Below are 24,178 nucleotides of genomic sequence, written 5' to 3'. Positions count from 1 at the left end.
TCACAAGTGGTGAAGCCGGTCGCGAGACATGGCTCCTCAAATGCTGCCCCTTCGTTCGATGGCACCCCACATCACCGAAAATTGACAGAATACACTCCGGCGGCGGCGGTCGCCGCCGCGTCAAGCTATGTTAGAGTTCTCGGGATAACGCAGTGATGGGAAGTGATGATGCTGACAACACTTGCGATGCTCGCGAGCCTGTCTGGCGCTGCCGCCACGATCGCGCAATCAAGCCAAGATGAAGTCGACGTCGAGCTGGTGCTGGCCGTCGATACGTCCCGCTCCATGGATTACGAGGAAGTCCGCATACAGCGCGAGGGTTATGTCGAGGCGCTCAGGCACAAGGAGTTCCTCGACGCCGTGAAAGGAGGGCTGACTGGACGGATCGCCATCAGCTATTTCGAATGGGCCGGCTATGTCGTGCCGGGCTCTGTCCTCGACTGGCAGGTGATCGAAACGCAAAAGGATGCGCTGGATTTCGCCGACAAGCTCGAAGCGAGGCCGATTGCCACCCAGCGCCGCACATCCATATCCGCAGCGATCGTTCAAGGCGTCTCGATGCTCGCCGCCAGCCCCTACAAAAGCAATCGCGAAGTGATCGACGTTTCCGGCGATGGTCCCAACAATTCGGGGGATCCTGTCACGCCTGCCCGCGACACGGCGCTCGGGACGGGTGCGGTCATCAATGGCCTTGCCATTATGCTGAGACCATCCGATGTGCCGGAAGGGCTTGATAAATACTATGCCGATTGCGTCATCGGCGGCCCCGGCTCCTTTGTTTTGCCGGTTCACAAGATCGAGGATTTCGCAGTTGCCGTCCGCAGGAAGCTGGTTTGGGAAATCAGCGGCATCGAGCCCCGACCGCAGATCCGCAAAATCGCGGCCAATCAGCCAACAACGGACTGCCTTGTCGGCGAAAAACTGTGGCAGAACTTCTTCGATCGCTGAGTGCTCATCGTGCTTTCGAAATTGCGGCGACAGGTCCTGCCTGTTCCAACCGCGGCAGGACCTCCCTTGCGATGGTTTCGAGGTCGGAGAGCACCCTGCGACTGTCAACGGTCAGGTTGAGCGCGACGTGATGTACGCCGAGCTCGCGAAGGGCCACAAGAGCGGCAAGCAATCCATTCGGCCCCGCCCGATATCCGAGTTTGATGTCATCGACACGGTCGGCAGATGTATCGACGAGCTCAAGCGCCATGGCCTGGCCCATTCCGCGGAATTCGTCGGTCGTGCGCTGCACGGCCCCCTGCCATAGAGCGATCCGGTCTTTCTGTGCGGCGAACGGTCGATGGTAGGTCATCCAGGCTCCAGCGTTTCTGGCGATCCATTCGAGTGACTGCGAGGATGAACCGACTGCGACCAGGGGAATGCGGCGGCGGCTGCGTGGACGGATTTCGAATTGGTTCTCGTCTGTCTGGTTGCCAACGCGGCCGTCAAGCGCGTCTTCGAGAGCGGCCCAGTTCGCCCGAAACAATTCCCGGCGGTCGTCGACATTGCGGTCAAATGCTGAAAACTCCGATGGCCGATCACCGGAACCGAGGCCGAGGACAAACCTGCCCGATGAAAGCATGTCCATCGAAAGAGCGGCCTTGGCGACATGCAGGGGATGGCGCAAGGGCAGGACAATCGCGCCTGTTGCCAACGTGATCGATCGGGTGGAGGCGGCGAGCGCGCCAAGCAGGACCCAGGGGTCGGAATGACCGACGGGATCCGGGTAGGCCGGACTGTTCAAGGGAACGTCACGAACCCACATCGCTGCAAAGCCAAGCTCATCGGCGCGCCGGGCGAGCTCCAGTTGAAGGCCGAAGTCGATGTCCTGCCGTTGCCGCGCCTGCATGGGGAGAACGACACCAACCGTCAGCCGTGAATCTTCGAAGAGCATCCGTCGTTTCCTGCGTTGCCTGACCGCACGTGGGTGATCCGCGTGAGGTTTGCAATAGCCGGAACACCATAGACTGGCTGTCGCTACCAGAGCGCGACCGGCGCGCTTGCAAGAAACTGATCGAGAGCGAAAGCGAGCACCGGGGCAATCGCCATGATCTCTTCATGAGCAGCAAAAATGAGCAGTCCCAGTATCGAGATAACCGATCCGGCTTCGATGACTGGCATGGGATTGTTGACGGATGCCAGAGACGCAGCGGGCGGAGCGATATGCGGTCGTGCGACAGTCCGGCTGTTGTCGTTTGCGGGATGGAAGAGGCGGGTGGGGCGAGGATGGGCGAGGCGGGATTTACTGCATATTCCAGGATAGGTTTCGCAGACTGAGTTAGACATCGGATGTGTCCCTGACCGGCATTGGACGATTGTAAAGCTCACGTGGGGTTCGGCCGGTCTTCCTTCAACTATACGCGCGGATAGGGGAACGGCACTGGAATAGGCTGTCGTCTCATTTAGCCATGCATCAGATGCATAGGTGAGCTGTAGTCTGAACGCTACTCCTCCTCGCAGTCCCATATTATATACTTCTCATCGAAGCGAACGAAGCGCCGCTATCTGGCAGCTGTCGCTGGGTCCACGGAAAGGGGATTAAAATGAGCATCGCACGCACCTTCAACAACTGGCGCAAGTATCGTCAAACCGTTGCTGAGCTTGGCCGTATGTCGAGCCGCGAGCTGAACGATCTGGGCATCGCACGTGGCGATATCCGTGACGTCGCACGCGCAGCCATCGGCCGCTAAGACCGCTGCTGAATGAATTCAAAAACGCGCTCGCCTTTCCCAAGGCGGGCGCGTTTTTATTTGGCGAGCCTTTCGCCTGACGCATGGCGCATGGCAGCCTTGCAAATATGTGCCTAGAAGAGTGGCAAGGCTCAGCGTATATCTCCTTTCAACGAAGCGATGAAACTCCTCCCTCGTCGCTTTGTCCGAGACGCGGCTTACCTCCTCCCGAGCCAGCGTCTACGTGGTGGCATCCTCCTCCCGCCGCCACGCGTCATAAAAGGCGTCTGCCGGATCTCCTCCCTCGGCAGGCGCCTTATTTTTTTGGCGCTTGGCCTCATCTGCCGGCTATCCCCAAGAGCGTAATCATATTTTTTACAGCGATCACACACCGGCCCTCTATCGCCGCTTGCCACGTTCTATAAACATGATAATTGAACTCATGTTATTTTTGGCTTAGAAGCCGGGATGGAAAGCACGATATCGACGATGCCGAGTAAGGATGGATCCATAGTTTGAGTTTCTGGCATTCCATGGTCTGGCATACCGAAGGCATCCGGGTCATGGCGCCGGTCAAGTGGCGCCAGTTCGACGGGCTCGTGGGTGTCTTCTGGGAGGCCGAAAGCCAGCCGGGGGCCAGGGGCTATTACTTCTCGGACGATCCGCGCATCATGATCTTCTTCAGCGATGTCTCGTCTCAGATCCGCATGTCGAATCGCGACGGTGATTTTCAGCAGCATTACCGGCCTATGACACGGGCGGTCTATGTTCCGCCCGGTATGCCGATGTGGACGACGAGCGGCACGACGCACCGCTTCTCGCATCTCAACCTGCATATGCATAAGGACCGGCTCCTGAGATATCTCGCGCCGTCGGTCGGCAATTCCGCGGCGATGACGGCACTTCGCAATCCGGTCGAGGTGCAGGATACCGGAGCGCTCGAAACGCTTGCACGCCTCGTCGTCGACGAGGTCTCCAGCCCGTCGAAACATGAGATCTTTGGCGAGAGCCTTGTCGGCAGTATCGTCAGCGGTCTGCTGGATATTCCTCGACAGGGTGTCGAACAACCGAATGGCCGGCTGACCCAGGCGCAGATGAACAAGCTGATCGCCCGCGTCGAACGGTTGAGCGATTGCCGTCTGACGGTTGCCGAGATGGCAGAGACAGTCGGCCTGTCGGAAAGCTGGTTTTCCAATGTCTTCAAGCAGACGACGGGCAAGACGCCGCTGCAATGGCAGCTCGGCAAACGCATCGACCATGCCAAGACGCTGCTCGTCGAAAGCGAACTTGCTGTCGCCGATATCGCCGCTCAGCTCGGCTTTTCCGATCAGGCGCATCTGACCAAGGTCTTCCGCCAGATCGTCGGCGATACACCTGCCGCCTGGCGGCGGATTCGGCAGATCCGTTCGTAAACAGTCCCACCCGCAGGATGCAGGCGGGACCGGCCGGTTACCAGGTCTGGCGCAGCGTCGCGTAGATCGCACGGCCCGGGTTATAGAAATCCGCTCCGAAGCCGCCATAAGCGACGTGCTTTTCATCGAAGAGGTTGCTGACGTTCACATCGAAGGATGTGTTTTCCTGGATCTTGTAGCTGAAGGCGGCGTCGAAGGCGATGCTGCTGCCCGTCGACTGGGTGTTGGCGTCGTTAAAGTAATAGGAGCCCGTGTAGCGTGCACCGAGGCCGAAGTTCATGTCGCCGCGGAAGCCGTTGCCGGGGATGCCGTAATTGACCCAGAGCGAGGCGATATGATTGGGCACGAAGGACATTTCGTTGCCCTCGTTGCCGAGTGTGCCGTTCTCGACGATGTCGGAGACCATGTAGGAATAGGCGGCTGTCAGGCTGATATTGTCGGTGACTTCAGCCTTGGCTTCGAGATCGATACCGCGCACGCGCACCTCGCCGATCGTCTCCTGGAAGCCGGTCGCCGGATTGGTGCGGGTGATGTTGTTCTTGGTCAGGTCGTAGACCGCTGCGCTGAAGAGGGCAGGGAATTCGTCGGGCCGGTATTTGACGCCGACTTCCCATTGTTCGCCGCGCTCGGGATCGAGCGTCAGCGAGGCCGGCAGTACCGATTCCGCGTAGCTGACATAGGTCGCTACCTGATCAGTGACCTTGTAGCTCAACGCGGCGCGTTTGGTGAACTCACTGAGATCGGCGTCGGTCGTCGAGCCAGCCATGTTGTTCTGCTGCTGAAGGTCAAGCCAGTCGTTGCGCAGGCCGACGGAGGCGGTCAGCTTGTCGAAGAAGGTCAGGTCCTGTTGCAAATAGAGGGCCGTGGTCTTCTGGTTGTTTGTCAGGCTCTGGTAGAGCGGAACCGAGGTCGGTGCGCCGGTATAGACGGGGTTTGTCCAGTCGATGCCAGGAGCTCCGCCGAAATAGCCGTCATTGTCCGATTGGAGATTGTTGTATTGGAGGCCGACGAGGCTGCGGCTGTCGACATGCTCGAAGTTCGTCTCATATTGCAGGCGGGTATCGATGATGAAGTTTTCGACCGCCTGGTCATTGGCGAAGAAGGCGCGGTCGGCGATGGTCGAGCCGTTCGTCGGCGTCGCCGAGATATAGGCATAGCCGAAATTGCTCTTGGTATTACTGTAACGCGCATTCGAGCTCAAGGTCAGGCCCGAACCGAGGTCATGATCGAACATGACGCTCAGCGTGTTCCTGTTGACATCGCGATAGTTGAAATCAGGCTCGCCGAAGAAGCGGCTTCTCGCAAAATCCGAACCGACCGGGTGGCCGCCGCTACCGGGCACCCCGTTTTTGTCCAGGTGGTCATAGATCACGGTCAGATTGGTGTCGGCGCTCGGGCGCCAGGTCAGGCCGCCCATGAAGAAATTCTCGTCGTCCTGCGAGTAGTCATATTCCTCGTCGGCGCGCTTTACCTTGCCGGTGATGCGGTAGGAGAATGTATCGTCCTCGGTGATGTTGTCGCCAAAATCGACACCTGTCTCGCGATGATCGAAGGAGCCGCCGGTGACATAGGCCTCGCCGAAGCGCTCGCTCTTCGGCCGCTTGGTCACGAAGTTGACCGCGCCGCCAGGGTCGGAAACGCCAAAGGTCGTGGAATTGGCGCCCTTCAGCACTTCGACGCGCTCGAAGGCGAAGGGCTCTTCACGGATGCCGCCGAAGGAGTCGCCGAGCGTCAGGCCGTCGCGATAGGTATAGGCATCGAAACCACGGATCTTGAAATAGTCGAAGCGGTCGTCCGAGCCATAGAAGTCGGTGGTCACACCGGATGTGTATTGCAGCACCTGTTCGGTGTCCTGCGCACCGCGCTCCTGGATTTCCTTCGAGGTGATGACGGAGACGGAGGCCGGTGTGTCGAGAATGTCTGTCGCCATACCGTTGCCGCTGATCGTCTTGGTCGCGACGATCGATTTTGAATCATTGTCGGTATCGAGGCCGCTGCCCTGGATGACGATGGGCGCGAGATTGGTAACGGTATTGGAATTCCCGCTCTCCTGACCGAGCACCGCGCCCGGTGCAAGGGTGACAAGCGCCGTGCAACCGAGAAGGACCGCATTCCGGTAGCGGAGAAGGGTCTGTCGCGAGTGAGCGCCTGTTCTTTCGATGTCCATGTTCACGTTCCAGAGTTTGGTGTCGCCGTTGCGGCCCTTCGACAGGGGGTGCCGAATGGAATGCCGGTTTGAGGATCGGTCCGAACGGCATGTCGGCGGCCGGTGCGAACGAGAGATTTGTTCCCGGACCGGCAGCCGCAATGGTTGGTTCGATGTCCCCTGCGACGGCTACTAACTTGAGCGCCATTGTCCAGTATTGTAAATTTCCGGTGTTTTGTAGGATCCCACGGAAATCTCAACGCCACGGCCCTGAAGCGCTGGCATGACCGTTGACGCAGGTAGATTAACCTGAAAGTGGAGGTCAACTTAAAAACTGGCGGAGTTTGCGTGATGCTGCGCTTTTTGCTTCTGGCCGCGAAGCTGGCGGTAACTTGTATCTGGCTGATGGCCACCGCGCCCGGCAACGTTTGGGCTGACGAGAGCACGTCCTATCCTGTCGTCATCAAGCATGCTTTCGGCACGACCGTCATCACCAAGAAGCCGGAGCGGGTCGCGACGGTCGCCTGGGCCAATCATGAAGTGCCGCTGGCGCTCGGCATCGTACCTGTCGGTTTTGCGGCTGCCAATTTCGGCGATGATGACGGTGACGGACTGCTACCCTGGGTGGCCGACAAGCTCAAGGAACTGCACGCCGAAAAGCCCGTCCTGTTCGACGAAGGTGACGGCATCGATTTTGAGGCGGTCGCGGCCACCCGGCCGGATGTGATTCTGGCGGCTTACTCCGGCCTCAGCCGGTCCGATTACGATACGCTGAGCCAGATCGCCCCTGTCGTCGCCTATCCGGATGCGCCCTGGTCGACCGACTGGCGCGACATGATCCGACTGGACAGTGCCGGAATCGGCATGGCCGCAGAAGGCGAAGCGCTGATCAAGACGATCGAGGGCGAAATATCAGAGACCGTCGCCGGCCATCCCGAACTGCAGGGTAAGTCGGCGATGTTCATCACGCATCTCAATGCGACCGATCTCAGCATGGTCAATTTCTACACGACCAACGATACGCGCGTGAAATTTTTCGCCGATCTCGGGCTGAAGTCCCCAAAGAGCGTCGTCGAGGCCTCCACGCCGGGCAAGTTCGCAGGCTCGATCAGCGCCGAACGCATCGATTCCTTCGATGGTGTCGATATCGTCGTGACCTATGGAAACCAGCAGCTGCTCGAAGCGCTGAAGAAGAACCCGCTGATGGCCAGAATGCCGGCTGTTTCCAAGGGCGCGCTCGTAACACTTGGCCGCGACCCGGTCGGCACAGCCGCCAATCCGACGCCGCTATCGATCTCCTGGGTCCTCAAGGATTACGTGGCACTGCTTACAGACGCCGCCAGAAAGTCTCCCGACAAATCTCAATGATCGTGCGCAGTCGAAAATCATCATCCCGGCCGCCAGCATCCGCCCGGTCTAACCAGGTTCGCAGCCTCTGGCTTCTCGGGCTCACCGCGGCTCTTGCGTGCCTCTGTGCGCTCTCGGTCACGGTCGGCACGCGCGACGTGGACTGGGCCGATATCTTCGCCGCCTTGGCCGGGCATGCGAACAATATCGGCCAGGCGGCGGTGACGGTACGCATTCCGCGCACGCTGCTTGCCGTCATCGCTGGTGCAGCGCTGGGCCTTGCGGGCGCTATTATGCAGGGGGTGACACGCAATCCGCTTGCTGATCCCGGCATTCTCGGCGTTAACATGGGCGCATCGCTCGCAGTCGTCGTTGCGGTCGCGTGGTTCGATATCTCGTCGAACGAGGCCTATATCTGGACGGCGATCCTCGGCGCCGGATGTTCGGCGGTCTTCGTCTATACGATCGGCTCGCTCGGACGCGGCGGCGCAACGCCCCTGAAACTGGCGCTTTCCGGCGCAGCGACCTCGGTCGCCTTCGCCTCCATGGTCATTGCCGTCGTGCTGCCGCGCAATGACATCGCCGGCGGCATCCGCTCTTGGCAGATCGGCGGGGTCGGCGGGGCGACCTTTGAGCGCATCCTTCCTGTTCTGCCGTTTCTGGCGATCGGCTTCCTCATCAGCCTGCTGTCGGCGCGAAAATTGAATTCGCTGGCGCTCGGCGATGAGCTGGCGGCCGGCCTTGGCGAACGCGTGGCGCTTGCCCGCGGCGTTGCAGCACTCGGCGCCATCCTTCTCTGCGGCGCGACCACGGCGGTCTGCGGTCCGATCGGCTTTCTCGGCCTCGTCGTGCCGCATCTCTGCCGCCTGCTGGTCGGGATCGATCACCGCTGGCTCTTGCCCTTTTCCGCGATCGGCGGCGCCAGCCTGTTGCTCGCAGCCGATATCGTCGGGCGCATCGTTGCGAGACCTGCCGAGCTCGATGTCGGCATCGTCACAGCGCTTGTCGGCGCACCATTCTTCATTGCCATCGTCCGGCGCCAGCGGATGCGTGAATTATGACCGTGCCTGTCTCTTCCCTCGATAGCATCATCGACAACCGCCGCCGCAGGGCGCGTCGGCATGTGTTCATGGTTTTTCTGTTGCTCTGCCTCGTCGTCGCGCTCTTTGCGCTTACTCTGTCGTTTGGCCAATCCTTCACCTCGCCCAGCGATGTCATCCGCGTGTTGTTCGGTGAGAATGTGCAGGGAGCGGCCTTTGCCGTTGGACAGCTGAGGCTGCCGCGAGCAGCACTTGCGGTGCTCGCCGGCCTGAGCTTCGGGCTCGGTGGCGTCGCCTTCCAGATCATGTTGCGCAATCCGCTCGCAAGCCCCGATATTATCGGCATCAGTTCGGGGGCGAGTGCGGCAGCGGTCTTCGTCATCGTCGTCTTGTCGCTGAAAGGGCCGATCGTTTCCGTCGTCGCCGTCATTGCGGGGCTCGGCGTGGCGCTGCTGGTCTATGGCCTGTCATTCCGCAACGGAGTGGCGGGCACACGGCTCATCCTCGTCGGCATCGGCGTATCCGCGATGCTGGAAAGCGTCATCGCCTATATCCTGTCGCAGGCGCCGGCCTGGAGCCTGCAGGAAGCGATCCGCTGGCTGACGGGCAGCGTCAACGGCGCCCAGCTTGACCAGGCGGCTCCGCTGCTTCTGGCGCTTGCCGTTTTTGGCGGATTGCTGCTCAGCCGCACACGCGACCTGGAAGCGTTGCGGCTCGGAGATGATATGGCTGCCGCCCTTGGTGTCGGCGTGTCGCGCACGCGCGTCATGGTCATCATCGCCGCCGTCGGCATGATCGCCTCGGCAACGGCTGTGACAGGCCCGATCGCCTTCGTCGCCTTCCTGTCGGGGCCGATTGCCGCCCGCATCGTTGGAAATAACGGCTCGATCCTCGTTCCCGCCGCCCTTGTCGGTGCGGTGCTGGTGCTGGCGGGCGATTATGCGGGTCAGTTCCTGCTGCCGAGCCGCTATCCGGTCGGTGTCGTCACCGGTGCGCTCGGCGCGCCCTACCTGATTTTCCTGATTGTGCGCGTCAACCGGACCGGAGGCTCGCTATGACCGTCCATACCCTCACAGCCACCGGGCTTTCCGCAGGTTATGGCGAAGACGAGATCCTGCATGGACTTGATCTCGCCGTGCCTCCCGGCAAGATAACCGTCATCGTCGGGGCGAACGCCTGCGGCAAGTCCACGCTGCTGCGCGCCATGTCGCGGCTGCTTTCGCCGCGCAAGGGCCAAGTGCTGCTCGACGGCAAGTCGATCCATCGCACGCCGCCGCGCGACCTTGCCCGCACGCTGGGTCTGTTGCCGCAATCGCCGATCGCGCCGGAGGGTATTACCGTCGCCGATCTCGTGAGCCGCGGGCGCCATCCGCATCAGAGCTTGTTTTCACGCTGGACCCGTGCGGATGACGAGGCAGTGGACGCCGCGCTGACCGCCACAAACACTTCTGATCTTGCCGAAAGGCCGGTCGACGAGCTCTCGGGCGGGCAGCGCCAGCGCGTGTGGATTGCGATGGCGCTGGCGCAGCAGACGGAAATCCTGCTGCTCGACGAGCCGACGACCTTTCTCGACATCAGTCATCAGGTCGAGGTTCTGGACCTCCTGACCGATCTCAACCATGCGCGCGGCACCACCGTCGTCATGGTGCTGCATGATCTCAATCTCGCGGCGCGCTACGCAGACTACCTCGTCGCCATGACGGATGGCAGCGTCCACGTGTCCGGTCTGCCGCAGGATGTGCTGACGGAAGACAATGTGCGACAGGTCTTTGGCCTTCAAAGCCGCATCATCACCGATCCCACATCCGGCCGGCCTATCATGCTGCCGATCGGTCGCCACCGCATGGCGGAGGGCAGGGCCGACCCACAACACGCATTCCACAAGGAGGGCAGATGACCATCGCTCAGGAATTCAAGCTCTCGGGTGTCGCGCTTCCCAGAGATGCGGCTGCCATGTTCGGCGAAATCTGCGAGCACTTCGTCGAACATGCGGAGGTGCAGCTGAGCGGCGACCTTGCGCTTCTCAAGAGCAAAGCCGGCACTGCCGAGATCCGTATTCAGGACCGCAAGCTGCTGATCGAGCTTTCCTGTTCGACGGAGGCGGCGTTGCAGATGAGCCGCACGATGCTTGCCGAGCATCTCTTCTATTTCGCCGGCGAAGATCCGCTGGAGCTCGCCTGGTCCGATCCTGCATCGCTTGCCGTATTGCCGAACATTCATGAGGTGACCGTCATTTCCGCAGAGGACGTGACGCCAAATATGCGCCGGGTGAAATTCGCCTGCGCCGATGTCACCCCGTTCATCGGCGGCGACATGCATGTGCGCCTGCTCGTGCCGCCGAAGGGCAGGACGCCGGTCTGGCCAGGACTGCGCGCCGATGGCCGCGTTGCTTGGCCCGAAGGCGAAGACGAGCTTCTGGTGCGTGTCTATACGATCCGTACCGTCAACGTCGGAAAACGCGAACTCTGGATCGACTTCCTGCAGCATTCGACCCTTGGCATCAAAACGCCCGGCGCCGGTTTCGCCCGCGATGCCGAGCCCGGTCAACGGGTGGCTCTGCTCGGCCCCGGTGGCGGCAATCTTCCGGTGGCGCAGTCCATCCTGCTTGCAGGCGATGAAAGCGCGCTTCCCGCCATCGCCCGCATCGCCGAGGAAGTACCAGCGGGTACGCGGCTGCAGGCAATCATCGAGGTGGCTGACGAGGCGGAAGAACAGCGACTATACTCGGCAGGCTCGCTCGAGGTGCGCTGGTTGCACCGCCGGGATTATGCCAAGGACGCCAAGGGCGTTCTGCTGGAGGAAGCTAAACAGGCGATTGCCGCAACCGAGGGTGAAACCTTCGTTTGGTTTGCCTGCGAAAAGGAGGATGTGCGCGCCATGCGCACCTATCTGAAATCCCGCCGGCACGATAGGAAAAGCATGTATGTCGCCTGGTACTGGGAACGGGAAGCCGGCTAGCGTGAGGATGCATCCTTTGACGGCTCCCGGGAAGTGTGGCCGGGCGCTATAGGATCGCTTGCCGAAAATGTCTCTTCAAGCGACTCCTCAAGAAAGTCGTCCTGCTCCTGCTCGGCGCTTTCGGTGTCTGCAGGCTTGTTGGCAGGTTCGGCCGTTTTGATCATCTCGATCCCTTGATGTCAGCCCCCAAACCTGGCAGCGCCGGATGGCGCTCCGTTACTAAACAGTCGGGTAGGTCGATCCGGGATGGGTTTCGCAATCAGCGATTTCTGAAGACCGTGCAGGCAACGCCGGCAGCGCGTATCGTGCTGCAGAGCTTGGTCGCCTCGGCACGCGTCTCTCTGCCGATTCTTGCAGCATAGCGTGGCCGGTATCCGAAATTTCCGCCTCTCTGCCGCACGATCACCGCGCGCTCCGCATTCAGTGGTTCGGGAAGCTTTGCCACCGATACCGTGAAGAGCCGGTCCGCGACGGACGGATTATAGTGGGCGGCAAGCTGCACGCCCCAGGGCGCCCAGTCGGCCGATCCGGTCAGGACGGGCTCGTTCATCTGCCGCGTTTCGGCGAGCGCCACACATGCCTCCCGGAATGGCATTCCGTCCCGCAGGTCCGGAGCGGCGGTCTCCGGAGGGCTGTCCCGCCAGGTTTCGACGGTCTGGCCGGTGATTGCGAAAACATAGTCGCGGGTCTCGATCGGCAGGCGGCCGGAGGAGAGAAACCGGCCGAGACCGGACTCGCCCGCATTATAGGCGGCCGCCGCAAGCCCGAGATTGCCAAAACGAAGCCTGAGTTCGTCGAGATAGCGGGAAGAGGCTTTCAGCGCCTGAACGACATCGAAGCTGTTTTCCAGCTCTCTCAAGCGGGCGGTGCCCGGCATGAACTGCGCAATACCCTCCGCGCCCTTGGGGCTGACCGCTTCCGGGCGAAACAGGCTTTCGCGCCAGATCAGGCGGGCGAGGAAGGCAGATGGAATGTTATGGATCGCTGCGAAACGGTCCATGACGGCGCAGAGATCGGCATTGAAGTGATCTTTTCGGATGCAGAGCGTTTGCCCGTCACCAGCGTCACCCTGGTAAAGGCAAGCCGCTTCTGGAGCGGACGGCTCGGCAGCGCCGATCGCAGGCGCTGCCGCAGCCCATACTGCGGAAATCAGCACCGCAGCCATCAAGACTCTGCCGCATCTCATCATCGCCAAACCTTGCCTGACGACATCGTCGCGGTTTTCAGGCAAGACGGCAAGCTTCCTTCGTCGCCCGCGGTCTTGGCCGGGGGCGACGAGCTTCAGTGCACAACCGTCAGGATCGCAATGCCTGCTTCGGCAGCCGCACGGCGAATGGCATCCTGCAGTTCGCTGACATCGATCTGCCCAGTGATGGCATCGACGCAGGCCTTGACGGCCACGACATATTCCTCGCCGTCCTCGGATGGCCAGTCCGCTATCAAAACCTCAGCGGCGTCTCTCAACGTTCTGAGGACTCTGTATTTTTCCCGGCCACCCAACATCAGCACCAGAGGCGGAAAGCGCTCGTATATGTTCCATTCCATTACACTTGGTCTCCCCAACGTAAGGATATTGGTAACGTTGCAAGAACCATACCGATCGCGTGTGAAAAACGTGCATCCGACAACTTTAGGGTTACGGGTCGGATTTGGTGTTTGGGCAGCCTCAAAAAATGGAGATTAAAACTCAAGTTTTTCATTGCGCGGCGCTCCAGCCTTCGCTAAAGAAGGCCGTCATTGGCCGGATGCGATCCGGCCACGTAAGCGTTAACGTCACTCAACGCGTATGATCGAACAGCTTTGCGGTTTCGATCTGCGCGACTGTGTCCTGCGGATCGTTTCCCGAAGCCCCGGAAGGACATGATGGATAACAAGCAATCCACAGATCACCCGTTCCCTGCGCCCTCAATCGAGCGGGTCCGCCATGAATTGCGCCGCCGCTCCCTGACGGTCGAGAGCGTGACGGATATCACGCCTGGCATGCGACGCATCGTGCTGAAGGGCGAAGATCTCGCCGATTTCACGAGCCTGGCACCCGACGACCATATCAAGATCATCGTGCCCGGTACCGATGGCGCCGAGGAACGTCGCGATTACACCCCGCGTCGCTACGACAACGCAGCTCGTAGTCTGACCATCGATTTCGCTTTGCATGAGGCGGGTCCCGTCACGCAATGGGCAATCGACGCCCGCGTCGGCACGCCTCTTGAAATCGGTGGCCCGCGTGGTTCGGCCGTTGTCGCCGGTACAGTGAACAGGTGGCTTCTGATCGGCGATGAGACGGCTTTGCCCGCCATTGGTCGGCGAATTGAGGAGAGCTCGGCTGAAACGACGATTATGACAATCGCCGCGGTCGCAGACCCGCAAGAGCAGCAGTCGTTCGAGACGGCTGCAACGCTCATGATGCGCTGGGTTTACCGTCCTCTCTCCGATGCGACGAATGCCGAACCGCTGATCGCTGCTTTGGCAGAGATCGACATCGTTTCCCAGACATTCGTCTGGATCGCGGCTGAGGCGTCGGTGGTGCGGGCAATCCGCTCTTATCTCACCGAAGATCGCGGATATCCGCTTAGCTGGATCAAGGCATCAGGCTATTGGGTCAAGGGTAAGGCGGATACGACCGAGAAGTTCGGATAGCAGCGAAGTGATGGTGTTCAAGCGCTTCTGCCCATCGCTCCCGGAGTGGCCCCTCTGAGGATGGGGCCACCGATCTCCGTCTCGATCGTGTTCTCCATTGCCGCCTATGCGGCGGAACATCGGACGGATTGTCGTGTTTCTGAGCAAAGGAGATACGCCATGGGTGCAGACAACGCCAGCGCTCCAACCGCCGGGCGCAAACCGCTCGCTGAGAAGCCATGCCGGCGACGATGCGGAGATTGGAGGTAGCACGATGGCCAGGGACAAGGAAGAAGCAATTCGTCAGCGCGCCTACGAGATCTGGGAGCAGGAAGGCCGTCCGGAAGGGAATGCGCTTCGCCATTGGCTGCAGGCATCTGATGAATTCAGCGAAGACGAGGAACATGAGACATTGCAGGAATTGATCGACGAGGATGATCGCGACGATGCCGCTCTGCTGCAAGGTGCAGGTGAGAGCGGCGATATTCACTCACGTCGCTAGTCGCGTATAGGTAGATTATTTTTCCGCTCGCTCGAGCAGAATGCGTGCCTCCTCGAAGCGGCGCTTTCGGTCGCTATCGTCTTCATTCGGCGAATAACAGGTATTCGACACGCAGAACCGCACCAGATGATGCGGCTTGTCGGCCTTGTCGAATTCGCATTCAAACGTATCCGTCATGTCACCCGGAGCGGTTCCCGCCCGGGTGGAGTAAGTCATCCGCACACCCGGCGGCTTGAGTTCCGGAAAGGACTGCACGGAGCCGATCGAAAGCTGTTCCATCATGAAGAAGCCCTTGGCAACTGCCTGGCAGGTCGCCTCGAGATCGGGGGATTGCGCGAAAGCTGCCGCCGGAAACAGGACAATGGCGAATAATACTAAACGTTTACGCAAGGGTCTCTCCTCCGAACATTGTTCAGAATGAGGTAGAGCCAATGCGGTAAAAACAAGTGGGACCTCAGGCGGCACCGGAAAAATCTTCCGACAGCAGACCCAGCAGTTCGTCGCGATCCCGCACGCCGAATTCAAACCAGTCGATAAGCGCTTTAGCCCTTGCCATTCCCAAGTCGCTGTCACGGCGGCAACGAGCGGTCGAGCACCATTCCTGGTGAATGCCGTCGAGAAAGTTCATCGCCTCCGACGTCAGCGCTTCCTTCGGCCAAACCGTTCGCGTCATCGCCTTGCTCCCTGGTGCAGCCTCACATTAGATGACCTATGGTTGAGGGCAATGGCGAGAATGCAACACCGACGGATTAGTTGTCGTTCGTGATTACTCCGTCGCGCAACAGAAAAGCGGCAGGCACGCAGGCCTGCCGCTTCTCATCACATACTCTCTGGGGGAGGCAATCAGCCCTCCAGCCACGCCACCTGTTCGGGTGTCAGCTTGATATCCAGCGCCGAGAGGCTGTCTTCGAGTTCGGCGATCGTGCGTGGTCCAATGAGCGGAATAACCGGGAAGGGCTGGGCGATGACATAGGCAAGCGCGATGTGGATCGGATGTCTGCCAAGCTTCTTGGCAAGCTCGATTGCCCGGTCACGCCGTCCGAAGTTGCGGTCCGAATACCAGCAACGCACGATCTCCTCGTCGTCACGCTTGTCGCGTCCGGCCCGGTCGGTGAAGAAACCGCGGCCCTGGCTCGACCATGCGAAGTTCGGGATCTGCTTTTCGTTCAGCCACGTCTTCCACTCATCGTCAGAGGCGGCCACGCAGCCGGCCCAGATCGGATCGAGCATTTCGGCCAGCGAGAAGTTGTTGGAAAGCGTGGCAGGTGCAGCCTTGCCGTTCTTCTTCGCATAGGCAATCGCCTCATCGAAACGCTCTCGCGTCCAGTTCGAGCCACCGAAAATACCGCGGATGCGGCCGCGTTTGACCTCGGCATCCATGGCATCGACGAATTCGCCGACAGGCACGTCGGTATTGTCACGATGCATGAAATAGATATCGACATAATCGGTCTTCAGGCGATTGAGCGATTGATCGAGCTGCTTGCTGATGATGTCAGGATAGCAGAGCGGAGAGTGGGCGCCCTTGCCGATCAATACGATCTCTTCGCGCGGCACCTGACGGCTGGTGTGCCAGTCGCCGAAAATGCTCTCCGTCTTGCCTCCGCCGTAGACGAAGGCCGTATCGAAGATATTGCCGCCTGCTTCATAGAACGTGTCGAGGGTCAGGGACGCGGCAGCGAAATTCGGGAAGAATTCGAAGCCGAGGGTAACGACGGAAGCCGGCTTGGAAATGCCGGGGATCTGCCGTTTCGAAATAGAATTGCCGCGTCGAACGGTGCCGCCGGCAATGTTCAGAGTGCGCTTGACGGCTTTCTCGATACCATATTCGAGACCGACCGAAGCGCGCCATTGGTCGAGCACTTTGAGGTTGTTGATCGAATCCGCCCAGCTCATGCCGGGTGAACGGAATTCCTTCTCGCCGGCGCGGATCGCGTCACCGGCCGCATCTGCTTCGAAGGAGTAGAGCCAGCGGTCTTCCTTGACCTCGACCGTCTCCTGCTCGCCGTTCCTGAAGATTTCGATCTTGCCGACACCGCCCTTGTGGCCGGAAGCGAACCAGAAGTCCTTGACCTCGATACGGCCCTGCGAGCCGATGATGCGCAACACATTGTCCTGCTGCGCCATGATCGAACATGAGACTTCGGCAATGATTTCGTTCGGGAATTTCAGGACGGCAGAGGCCCATTCATCAACGCCGGACTGGCCGAGATGGGCAACACCAGCAACCTTTTCCGGCTCCAGGAAGGGTTTTCCGGCCGCAGCACCGGCAATCAGCCGGGCCATGGAAACGGGATAACCGCCGACATCGAGAATGCCGCCGCCGGCCGTTTCATTGGCAAACAGGCGGTGTTCCGGCTTGTAGGTGCCCATGCTGAAGCCGAACGAGGAGCGGATGATGCGGATATCGCCGATCGTGCCGCTCTTGACCAGCTCGATCAGCTTTTCCGTCTGCGGATGCACACGATACATGAAGGCTTCGCCGGCAAAGACGCCGGCCTTCTTCGCCTCGTGGTAGATCGCCTCGGCATCATAGGCGGAGAGCGCGATCGGCTTTTCGACCAGCACATGCTTGCCGGCGCGGATCGCCTTGATGGCCCATTCAGCGTGGCCGGTATGCGGGGTGGCGATATAGATCGCATCGACCTCGTTGTCGGTCAGCAGCGCTTCATAGCCGTTGACGATGCGTGCACCCGGGAAGCCATCGGCAAGACCCGGTTTGTCGGGATTGCGGGTGGCGATCGCAACCAGCTTGCCGGTGCGCGAATGCGCAACGCCATCGGCAAAGGTGCGGGCGATGGTGCCGGGGCCGATGATGCCCCAGCGGATTGGATTATCTGAAGTCATGACTATCCTCTTTCGTCTTTCAGTCCTGGGATGGGTTAGCGAAGCCGCTTGCCGGCGGCATCGAACAGAAAGGTGCGGGTGGTGGGCAGCGACACCGTCAGCGTCTCGGTCTTACCAAGGCTGCGGGATTCCGGTTGCTCGATGATGAGCTGCTCGCCGCCGAAGTTCGCATAGATGTAGCTGGTATTGCCGAGGTGCTCTGCGACGTCGACGGCAACCGTCAGATCCGCTTCGCCCTGGCCCGCCTCGCCGAAATGCTCGGGCCGGATGCCGAGTGTTACCGCCGCGCCTGATGTTACGGACGAGTCTGCAAGCGGTACCTCCAGCCGAACCGTCTTGTCGCCGGTGAGCACGACCGTTGCTTTACCTGCCTGCACACCTGCCACCTCGGCCTCGAGGAAATTCATTTTCGGCGAACCGACGAAGCCGGCGACGAACTGATTGGCCGGATCGTCGTAAAGGTCCAGCGGCGCACCGATCTGTTCGATATTGCCGGCCCGCAGAACGACGATCTTGTCGGCAAGCGTCATCGCCTCGGTCTGGTCGTGCGTGACATAGATCATCGTCGTGCCGAGCTGCTTGTGCAGCCTGGAGATTTCGACGCGCATCTGCACGCGCAGTTCCGCGTCGAGGTTCGAGAGTGGTTCGTCGAACAGGAAGACCTGTGGTTCGCGTACGATGGCCCGGCCGATCGCCACGCGCTGCCGCTGGCCGCCGGACAGCTGTTTTGGCCGCCGTTTCATCAGTTCTGTGATCTGCAGGATCTCGGCCACATGACGCACGCGCCGTTCGGTATCGGCTTTCGGATTGCCGTTCATGCGCAGGCCGAAACTCAGGTTCTCCTCGACTGTTAGATGCGGATAGAGCGCGTAGGACTGGAAGACCATGGCGATCCCGCGATCCGCCGGCTCAACGTCGTTGACGGTGCGACCGGCGATCTTCAACTCACCGCCGGTGATGTCTTCAAGACCGGCAATCATGCGCAGGAGGGTGGACTTGCCGCAGCCGGAGGGACCGACGAAGACGACGAACTCGCCGTCCCTCACGTCCAGATTGGCGCCATGGATGATTTCGAATGCACCGTAGCGCTTGACGATATTGTTAAGTGAAAGCTCTGCCATGGGCTCCCCGATTATTTGATTGCGCCGGCCGCAATGCCGGCGATGAAGTGACGCTGTAGAGCCACGAAGATGACAAGGATCGGTGCCGTCAAAAGCACCGCACCCGCCATGATGCCGCCCCAGGAAACCTTGGTGAGGCCGATCAGAACGCCGAGCGCCACCGGAGCCGTCATCATGCCCGGCTTCGAATTGATGAGCAGCGGCCAGAGGTAATTGTTCCAGGAGGCGAGGAAGAGGATGATCGCAAGTGCCGCCATGGTCGGCCGGGCGAGAGGTAGGGCAATGCGCAGAAAAATCTGCCATTCCTTGACGCCTTCGACGCGTGCCGCATCGAAAAGATCATTTGGCATCATGGAGAAGGATTGCCGCATGAAGAGCACGCCGAGCGAATTGAAGAGCGGCGGCACAATGAGCGCGACCCAGGTATTGGCAAGCTTGAACTCGCGCGCCACCATGATGAATTGCGGAATGACGACGACGAAATAAGGAAGCGTGATGGTGCCGAGGATGATGGCGATGACCAGAGAGCGGCCGACGAAGCGATAGCGAGCGAGCGCCCAGCCGGCCATGGACGTCAGGAGTACAGACAAAATGGTATAGATCGTGGCAACGACGATCGAGATCACCATTGCGCCGATGAAGTTGGTGTCTGCCTGCAGGTTCTGGAAATTCGCGACGAAATTGGTCGAGGGCCAGAGAACGATTTGCGGGCTGAAGATGCCGTAATCCGGCATCGTCGAGAAAACGAACATCATCCAGAGTGGAAAGAGCCAGATGATTGCAAGCGGCAGCAGGAAAGCGTGCAGGGCGATCTTGCGGATGAGAAGGGATTGCGACTTGGATCTCATTTCGGATCCCTCCCGACCCAGAGATTGAGGAGCGAGATGGCCACTGCGAGCGCTGCCATCGTATAGGCGATGGCCGAGGCATAGCCGAAGTTCAGCGATGTGAAGCCCTGGCGATAGAGAAGCAGGCCAAGTGTCTCCGTGCCGCCGCCCGGTCCACCGCGATTGGTGATCAGGAAGGGTTCGGCGAAGAGCTGCATCGTGCCGATGACCGACAGAACCACGCAGAAAAGAATGATCGGTTTCAGCAGCGGCAGGGTGATGTGGAAGAACTGCTGCAGCTTGCTGACGCGGTCGAGTGTTGCCGCCTCATAGACGTCCTCTGGGATCGATTGCAGACCGGCCAGGATGATGATGGCATTGTACCCCGCCCACCGCCAGGTGACGGCGATGATGATGACGACCATGGCGGCGTTGGCATTGTCGAACCAGGATACGGGCGCAAATCCGGCCGCGCCGATCAGCTTGTTGATGATGCCGAAATCGAGATTGAACATCAGGCGGAAGACGGCCGCATAGGCGACTTCCCCGACGACGACAGGCGCGAAGAAGGCAAAGCGGAACAAGGCGCGCGCTTTCAGGAGCGGCGAGTTCAGCAGTACCGCCATGACGGTCGCAAGCGTGATCATGACGGGGACCTGGATGACCAGGATGATGAGCGTATTATTAAGGGCGTTATAGAAGGCCGGGTCGCCGAAGAGGCGCCCCCAATTGGCCTGCAGGCTGAATTTCCACGGATTGATGCGCGTGTTCTGGAAGGAAATCAGGAACGAATTGATGATCGGCCAGACCCAGAAGGCGGCAAAGACCAGAAGATAGGGTGCAAGGAACGCATAGGCGCTCCGGTTTCTGATCGGCATGGTACCTCCTTACCGAAACGAATGTGCCAGCCACCTCCCGTGGCGGGCGAAGCCGGGCGCTTTGGCGCCCGGCTTGCCATTCATTGTGCGATCGGAAGACCCGTCGCCGACGCGATCTGCTTGGCGGCATCGTCGAGAGCCGTCTTCGCATCGGGATAGCCGCCGGCGAAATATTTCGTCTGTGTCGTCTTGTAGATGGCATCTGCATCCGTCTGGAAGGCCGTGCCGCGGCTCGGCACGATCTTCGGCAGGGTGGCGAGGATGTCGGCCCAGATCTTCTGGCCGCCCCAATAGGGCTGCGGCTCGTTGACGAAGGGATCCTGAACGGCCGACAGCAGCGACGGCACGAGACCGAACGACTTCAGCATGGTGACCTGACCCTCATTGGTGGTGAGCGCATAGGTCAGATATTTGAAGGCCGCTTCCTTGTTCTGTGAATTGGCATTGATGGCAAGCGAGGAGCCGCCGAGGTTAGCCGCATGCGGGCTGTCAGCGCTCATGCCGGGCATGGCGTAGACGCCCCACTTGCCTGACAGATCGGGAGAGCCGGAACGGATCGTGCCTTCGTACCAGCCACCGAAGACCTGGCTTGCGACCTTGCCGGCGGTGTTGGAGGAGATCTTCTCATCCCAGTTTGCCGCCGTCAGCGTGCCGGCATCCTTCATCGCCTTCACTTTTTCCAGCGTCTGCACACAAGCGGGCTGATTGATGGTGATCGACTGGCCATCCGTCGAGAAATAGCCGCAGCCCTGTTCATTGGCGAGCATGCGGAACCATTCGCTGTCGCCGTTGAAATCGGCCTGGCCCATCACGACGCCGGGATTGGCTGCCGAAACCTTCTTGCCGGCGGCAATGAAATCGTCCCAGGTCACGATCGACTTCGGATCCACACCAGCCTTTTCATAATAGTCGCGGCGATAGAAGACGGTGACCGGACCGGAATCCCAGGGCATGGCATAGGCGACATCACCGATTTCAAGCTCGGTGCGTTTGAACTCCGGGAATTTCGCCTGCATGTCGGTGGTGTAGCCGAGGTCCTTCAGATTGGCGAAGCAATCCGGGAAGCGGCTCCAGAAGATCTCCGCCTCGAAATTCTCGATCGTCACGATATCGGGAAGGCCGTCACCGCCGGCGGCGCAGGCGGCAAGCGTCTTGTCGAAGACCTGCTGGTTGCCGAGATCCTGGACATCGACCTTGATGTCGGGAAACTGCTTGTTGAAGCCTTCGATCGTCGATTTGAGAGCGGAAGCTGCGACGTTCCAGCTCCAGATGGTAAGCGTAGCGGATTGCGCATAGGCGGATCCGGATGCAAGCAGCACAAGCGCTGTCGTTGCCGTGATGAGTTTAGAGCGCATGAAAATCCTCCCTTTTCAATTGCCGTCGCTGAGCGAACGTGGCTAATTTAGCGCGGCGGGAACGGCTGTCTCATAAAAAGGGAATATGGAATTGGCGGAAAGTAAGGTCGTCGGCAAACCTGTTTATCAGCCTGGTGCCAGCACCATTGAAGGCATGCCGATGGCGCTGCAGGTGTTTTATGCCCATCCGCCGGTCATGGCGATGCCGCACTGGCATGCTCAGGTCGAGGTCAATTACATCATGCGTGGCAGCGTCCACTACCGGATGAACGACCATGATATTACCCTCAAAGCCGGCCAGATGTGCCTTTTCTGGGGAGGGCAGCCGCATCAGATGGACGACTCCTCGGATGATTCCCTGTATGCGGGCGCGCATCTGCCGCTCGTCTACTTCTTCAGAATGCGCCTGCCTCCGACCATAGGCACACGTCTGATGAAGGGAGAAATTCTGCTGACATCGGCGACCGATGCGGCGGATGAGGCAAATTTCCCCCGCTGGTATGACTATGCGAAATCCAATGATGTCAGGAAGACGCAGCACGCCGTCGATGAATTACTTCTGCGCATCGAACGGATTGCCCTGGAATCATATCTGATGGTGCCCGGCACCGGCGTCGAGGGACTTGAGCAGCCCAATTCGCATCTTTCCCGCAGCGTCGCGCGTATGTGCGATTTCATTGCAAGCAATTTCCTGCAGGATATCGACACCGTCGAAATCGCTCGCGCGGTCGACCTTCATCCGAAATATGCGATGAACCTGTTCAAGAAGACGACGGGCATGACGATCAGCAAGTATATCAATCTGCTGCGTCTTTCACATGCCCAGGCGCAGCTCATGGGCGAAGGGGCGAATGTTCTTCAAATTGCGATGGATAGCGGCTTCGGCTCCATCAGTGCTTTCAACAAATCCTTCCGGAATATTGCCGGCATGTCGCCATCGGATTTCCGGCGGGATATGCGCTCGATGATCAGCACTCTCTCTGCCGCTGGTTGAGACGCTCTTGGTTTGTCTTCGAAAACGGGCCTTGATCATGGAGGCGGATCGCATCAGTTCTGCTCGGGCGCTAGCATGGCTGCCCAAGAGCCAAGAGATACCTCATGAAAAGACGTCGTGAATGCGTGGGTCTTCCGCTGGTCGAAATAAGACCCTTGCAATGAAGGCCAGCAGCGGCATCTTCATCTCGTTGCCAGAGAGGACTTCAAATGACCGTCACCCTGGATGCTTTTCGTGTGCGCATCACCGGCGGGGTGCAAGGCGTCGGCTACCGGGCCTGGACCCGCGGCCAGGCCCTCCAACTCGGCTTGACGGGCTGGGTGCGGAATGAGGCTGACGGCTCGGTCAGCGCGCTGATCATCGGCTCCCAAGGCGCCACCGGCTCCATGCTCGAGCGTTTCTGGAGCGGTCCTGCCGGTTCCTCCGTGTCAGATGTAAAGGCGGAGGCGGCAAACCTCGATGAGGTGCCGGACGACTTTCGTATCGTTCGATAGAGATCAGGAGAACCTGTGTTCCTTCCCGGTGAGTGGCGAGGCGAATTGCGTCTCGCCGATCTTGACCGGCCGGTCGCCGTTCGTGCGTACGACAAGTGTCTGCAATTCCGGCACATCGAGATAGACCACCGTATCGGCACCGAGTCGCTCGATGTGACGCACTTTGCCCTGCCATTTCCCCTCAGTGGATGAGAGCACGACATGTTCAGGGCGGATGCCATAGGTCTTGCAGCCTTCCCGCGCCGCAATCTCTTGCTCGAACAGGTTCATCTTCGGCGAACCGATGAAACCTGCGACAAATGGAGTGGCCGGATTGTTGTAGAGCGTCATCGGTGTTCCGACCTGCTCGATCTGTCCGCCGTTCAGGACGACAATCTTGTCGGCCATAGTCATCGCCTCGACCTGATCATGGGTGACATAGATCATGGTGGCGCCGAGCTTGGCGTGCAGCTCGGTCAGCTCGATGCGCATCTGCGAGCGCAGCGACGCATCGAGGTTCGACAACGGCTCGTCGAACAGGAAGACTTTCGGATTGCGGATGATCGCCCGGCCGATTGCGACGCGCTGACGTTGACCACCGGAGAGTGCCTTCGGCTTGCGATCGAGCAGATGCGAGAGCTGCAGGATATCGGCTGTCTGCTTTACCCGTTCGGCGATCTCCGCTTTCGGTCGCCTGGCAAGCGACAGGCCGAAGCCGATGTTTTCTGCGACAGTCAGATGCGGATAAAGTGCATAGGATTGGAAGACCATGGCGATGCCGCGCTCGGACGGCTCGGCATAAGTGACGTCCTTGCTGTCGATGAAGACCTTGCCCGACGTCTGTGTCTCCAGTCCGGAGATGATGCGCAGCAGCGTCGATTTTCCGCAACCGGACGGGCCGACGAAGACGCAGAATTCGCCGGCGTCGACGGTGAGATCGACGCCCTTCATCACCTCCAGGCTGCCGAAGCTCTTGCGGACACTTTCAAGAACAACTGATGTCAT

Annotated in this window: 24 protein-coding genes and 1 pseudogene; 12 read left to right on the top strand and 13 right to left on the bottom strand. The window is 60.0% G+C overall.

Annotated elements, in window-relative coordinates:
* Window positions 1–168: 168 nt before the first annotated feature.
* Window positions 169–948 carry a DUF1194 domain-containing protein gene (locus FHT87_RS03215; protein ID WP_183727195.1) on the top strand — a complete coding sequence of 260 codons (780 nt, stop codon included), beginning with the start codon at window positions 169–171 and terminating at the stop codon, window positions 946–948.
* 4 nt (window positions 949–952) lie between these two features.
* Here FHT87_RS03215 and FHT87_RS03210 read toward each other — a convergent pair whose 3' ends face one another.
* Together FHT87_RS03210 and FHT87_RS03205 are read right to left on the bottom strand one after the other, a co-directional pair.
* Window positions 953–1,882 (bottom strand): TIGR03571 family LLM class oxidoreductase, encoded by a 930-nt coding sequence (locus FHT87_RS03210; protein ID WP_183799401.1) that lies wholly within the window; start codon window positions 1,880–1,882, stop codon window positions 953–955.
* An 83-nt stretch (window positions 1,883–1,965) separates the two neighbouring features.
* Window positions 1,966–2,274, bottom strand: a complete 309-nt coding sequence (locus tag FHT87_RS03205; protein WP_183799399.1) for a hypothetical protein — start codon at window positions 2,272–2,274, stop codon at window positions 1,966–1,968.
* Window positions 2,275–2,531: 257 nt separating this feature from the next.
* On the opposite strand from FHT87_RS03205, the gene FHT87_RS03200 reads away from it, so the two are divergent.
* Both FHT87_RS03200 and FHT87_RS03195 read left to right on the top strand, forming a co-directional pair.
* On the top strand, window positions 2,532–2,678 hold the full coding sequence (locus FHT87_RS03200; protein ID WP_183725306.1) for a DUF1127 domain-containing protein: 147 nt from the start codon (window positions 2,532–2,534) through the stop codon (window positions 2,676–2,678).
* A gap of 494 nt (window positions 2,679–3,172) precedes the next feature.
* Window positions 3,173–4,069 (top strand): AraC family transcriptional regulator, encoded by an 897-nt coding sequence (locus FHT87_RS03195; RefSeq protein WP_183799396.1) that lies wholly within the window; start codon window positions 3,173–3,175, stop codon window positions 4,067–4,069.
* 37 nt (window positions 4,070–4,106) lie between these two features.
* On the opposite strand, the gene FHT87_RS03190 is transcribed toward FHT87_RS03195, so the two are convergent.
* Window positions 4,107–6,236: a TonB-dependent siderophore receptor gene (locus FHT87_RS03190; RefSeq protein WP_183727194.1), complete on the bottom strand. Its 2,130-nt coding sequence runs from the start codon at window positions 6,234–6,236 to the stop codon at window positions 4,107–4,109.
* 384 nt (window positions 6,237–6,620) lie between these two features.
* Between FHT87_RS03190 and FHT87_RS03185 the strand changes: the two genes are divergently transcribed.
* Genes FHT87_RS03185 through FHT87_RS03165 form a run of 5 tightly spaced genes read left to right on the top strand, consistent with a single transcriptional unit; the run spans window position 6,621 to window position 11,560 of the window.
* Entirely contained in the window at window positions 6,621–7,583 is a 963-nt protein-coding gene (locus FHT87_RS03185; protein WP_246699583.1) for an iron-siderophore ABC transporter substrate-binding protein, read from the top strand.
* Window positions 7,580–8,623 carry an iron ABC transporter permease gene (locus FHT87_RS03180; protein ID WP_183725300.1) on the top strand — a complete coding sequence of 348 codons (1,044 nt, stop codon included), beginning with the start codon at window positions 7,580–7,582 and terminating at the stop codon, window positions 8,621–8,623. The genes FHT87_RS03185 and FHT87_RS03180 overlap by 4 nt, the downstream gene beginning before the upstream one ends.
* Complete coding sequence (locus FHT87_RS03175) at window positions 8,620–9,660, top strand: iron ABC transporter permease (protein ID WP_183725298.1); 1,041 nt, start codon at window positions 8,620–8,622, stop codon at window positions 9,658–9,660. The genes FHT87_RS03180 and FHT87_RS03175 overlap by 4 nt, the downstream gene beginning before the upstream one ends.
* Window positions 9,657–10,499, top strand: coding sequence for an ABC transporter ATP-binding protein (locus tag FHT87_RS03170; RefSeq protein WP_183725297.1), 843 nt, complete (start codon window positions 9,657–9,659; stop codon window positions 10,497–10,499). Before FHT87_RS03175 ends, FHT87_RS03170 begins: the two co-directional genes overlap by 4 nt.
* The gene (locus tag FHT87_RS03165; protein ID WP_183799390.1) at window positions 10,496–11,560 is read left to right on the top strand and encodes a DUF2218 domain-containing protein; all 1,065 of its coding nucleotides are present in this window, start codon (window positions 10,496–10,498) and stop codon (window positions 11,558–11,560) included. The genes FHT87_RS03170 and FHT87_RS03165 overlap by 4 nt, the downstream gene beginning before the upstream one ends.
* A gap of 259 nt (window positions 11,561–11,819) precedes the next feature.
* Here the strand turns inward: FHT87_RS03165 and FHT87_RS03160 are convergent, their stop codons facing one another.
* Complete coding sequence (locus FHT87_RS03160; protein ID WP_348647564.1) at window positions 11,820–12,725, bottom strand: lytic transglycosylase domain-containing protein; 906 nt, start codon at window positions 12,723–12,725, stop codon at window positions 11,820–11,822.
* Between the two features lie 116 nt (window positions 12,726–12,841).
* Window positions 12,842–13,105: a DUF982 domain-containing protein gene (locus tag FHT87_RS03155; RefSeq protein ID WP_183725293.1), complete on the bottom strand. Its 264-nt coding sequence runs from the start codon at window positions 13,103–13,105 to the stop codon at window positions 12,842–12,844.
* A 318-nt stretch (window positions 13,106–13,423) separates the two neighbouring features.
* On the opposite strand from FHT87_RS03155, the gene FHT87_RS03150 reads away from it, so the two are divergent.
* Together FHT87_RS03150 and FHT87_RS03145 are read left to right on the top strand one after the other, a co-directional pair.
* Window positions 13,424–14,197, top strand: a complete 774-nt coding sequence (locus tag FHT87_RS03150) for a siderophore-interacting protein (RefSeq protein WP_183727192.1) — start codon at window positions 13,424–13,426, stop codon at window positions 14,195–14,197.
* Window positions 14,198–14,450: 253 nt separating this feature from the next.
* Window positions 14,451–14,660 (top strand): annotated as a pseudogene (locus tag FHT87_RS03145) (DUF2934 domain-containing protein); the annotation flags it as partial.
* Between the two features lie 33 nt (window positions 14,661–14,693).
* Here FHT87_RS03145 and FHT87_RS03140 read toward each other — a convergent pair.
* The 7 genes from FHT87_RS03140 to FHT87_RS03110 form a co-directional block, all read right to left on the bottom strand.
* Complete coding sequence (locus FHT87_RS03140) at window positions 14,694–15,068, bottom strand: hypothetical protein (RefSeq protein ID WP_183725291.1); 375 nt, start codon at window positions 15,066–15,068, stop codon at window positions 14,694–14,696.
* A 64-nt stretch (window positions 15,069–15,132) separates the two neighbouring features.
* On the bottom strand, window positions 15,133–15,351 hold the full coding sequence (locus FHT87_RS03135) for a hypothetical protein (protein WP_183725289.1): 219 nt from the start codon (window positions 15,349–15,351) through the stop codon (window positions 15,133–15,135).
* A gap of 170 nt (window positions 15,352–15,521) precedes the next feature.
* On the bottom strand, window positions 15,522–17,525 hold the full coding sequence (locus FHT87_RS03130) for an aldo/keto reductase (protein WP_183725287.1): 2,004 nt from the start codon (window positions 17,523–17,525) through the stop codon (window positions 15,522–15,524).
* A gap of 35 nt (window positions 17,526–17,560) precedes the next feature.
* Window positions 17,561–18,646 (bottom strand): sn-glycerol-3-phosphate ABC transporter ATP-binding protein UgpC, encoded by a 1,086-nt coding sequence (ugpC, locus tag FHT87_RS03125; protein ID WP_183725285.1) that lies wholly within the window; start codon window positions 18,644–18,646, stop codon window positions 17,561–17,563.
* Window positions 18,647–18,657: 11 nt separating this feature from the next.
* Window positions 18,658–19,494: a carbohydrate ABC transporter permease gene (locus FHT87_RS03120; protein ID WP_183725283.1), complete on the bottom strand. Its 837-nt coding sequence runs from the start codon at window positions 19,492–19,494 to the stop codon at window positions 18,658–18,660.
* Window positions 19,491–20,351 carry a sugar ABC transporter permease gene (locus FHT87_RS03115; RefSeq protein ID WP_183799387.1) on the bottom strand — a complete coding sequence of 287 codons (861 nt, stop codon included), beginning with the start codon at window positions 20,349–20,351 and terminating at the stop codon, window positions 19,491–19,493. Before FHT87_RS03115 ends, FHT87_RS03120 begins: the two co-directional genes overlap by 4 nt.
* An 80-nt stretch (window positions 20,352–20,431) precedes the next feature.
* Window positions 20,432–21,706, bottom strand: coding sequence for an ABC transporter substrate-binding protein (locus tag FHT87_RS03110; RefSeq protein ID WP_183799384.1), 1,275 nt, complete (start codon window positions 21,704–21,706; stop codon window positions 20,432–20,434).
* Between the two features lie 85 nt (window positions 21,707–21,791).
* Between FHT87_RS03110 and FHT87_RS03105 the strand changes: the two genes are divergently transcribed.
* Both FHT87_RS03105 and FHT87_RS03100 read left to right on the top strand, forming a co-directional pair.
* Window positions 21,792–22,700 (top strand): helix-turn-helix domain-containing protein, encoded by a 909-nt coding sequence (locus tag FHT87_RS03105; RefSeq protein ID WP_183799382.1) that lies wholly within the window; start codon window positions 21,792–21,794, stop codon window positions 22,698–22,700.
* 209 nt (window positions 22,701–22,909) lie between these two features.
* Window positions 22,910–23,194, top strand: a complete 285-nt coding sequence (locus FHT87_RS03100; RefSeq protein WP_183799379.1) for an acylphosphatase — start codon at window positions 22,910–22,912, stop codon at window positions 23,192–23,194.
* A 3-nt stretch (window positions 23,195–23,197) separates the two neighbouring features.
* On the opposite strand, the gene FHT87_RS03095 is transcribed toward FHT87_RS03100, so the two are convergent.
* The gene (locus tag FHT87_RS03095; protein WP_183799376.1) at window positions 23,198–24,178 is read right to left on the bottom strand and encodes an ABC transporter ATP-binding protein; all 981 of its coding nucleotides are present in this window, start codon (window positions 24,176–24,178) and stop codon (window positions 23,198–23,200) included.

It is taken from the genome of Rhizobium sp. BK316, assembly GCF_014193695.1.
Taxonomy (GTDB): Bacteria; Pseudomonadota; Alphaproteobacteria; order Rhizobiales; family Rhizobiaceae; genus Rhizobium.
Note: the sequence above shows the minus strand (reverse complement) of the source record. Positions and strands in the feature narration are given on the sequence as shown.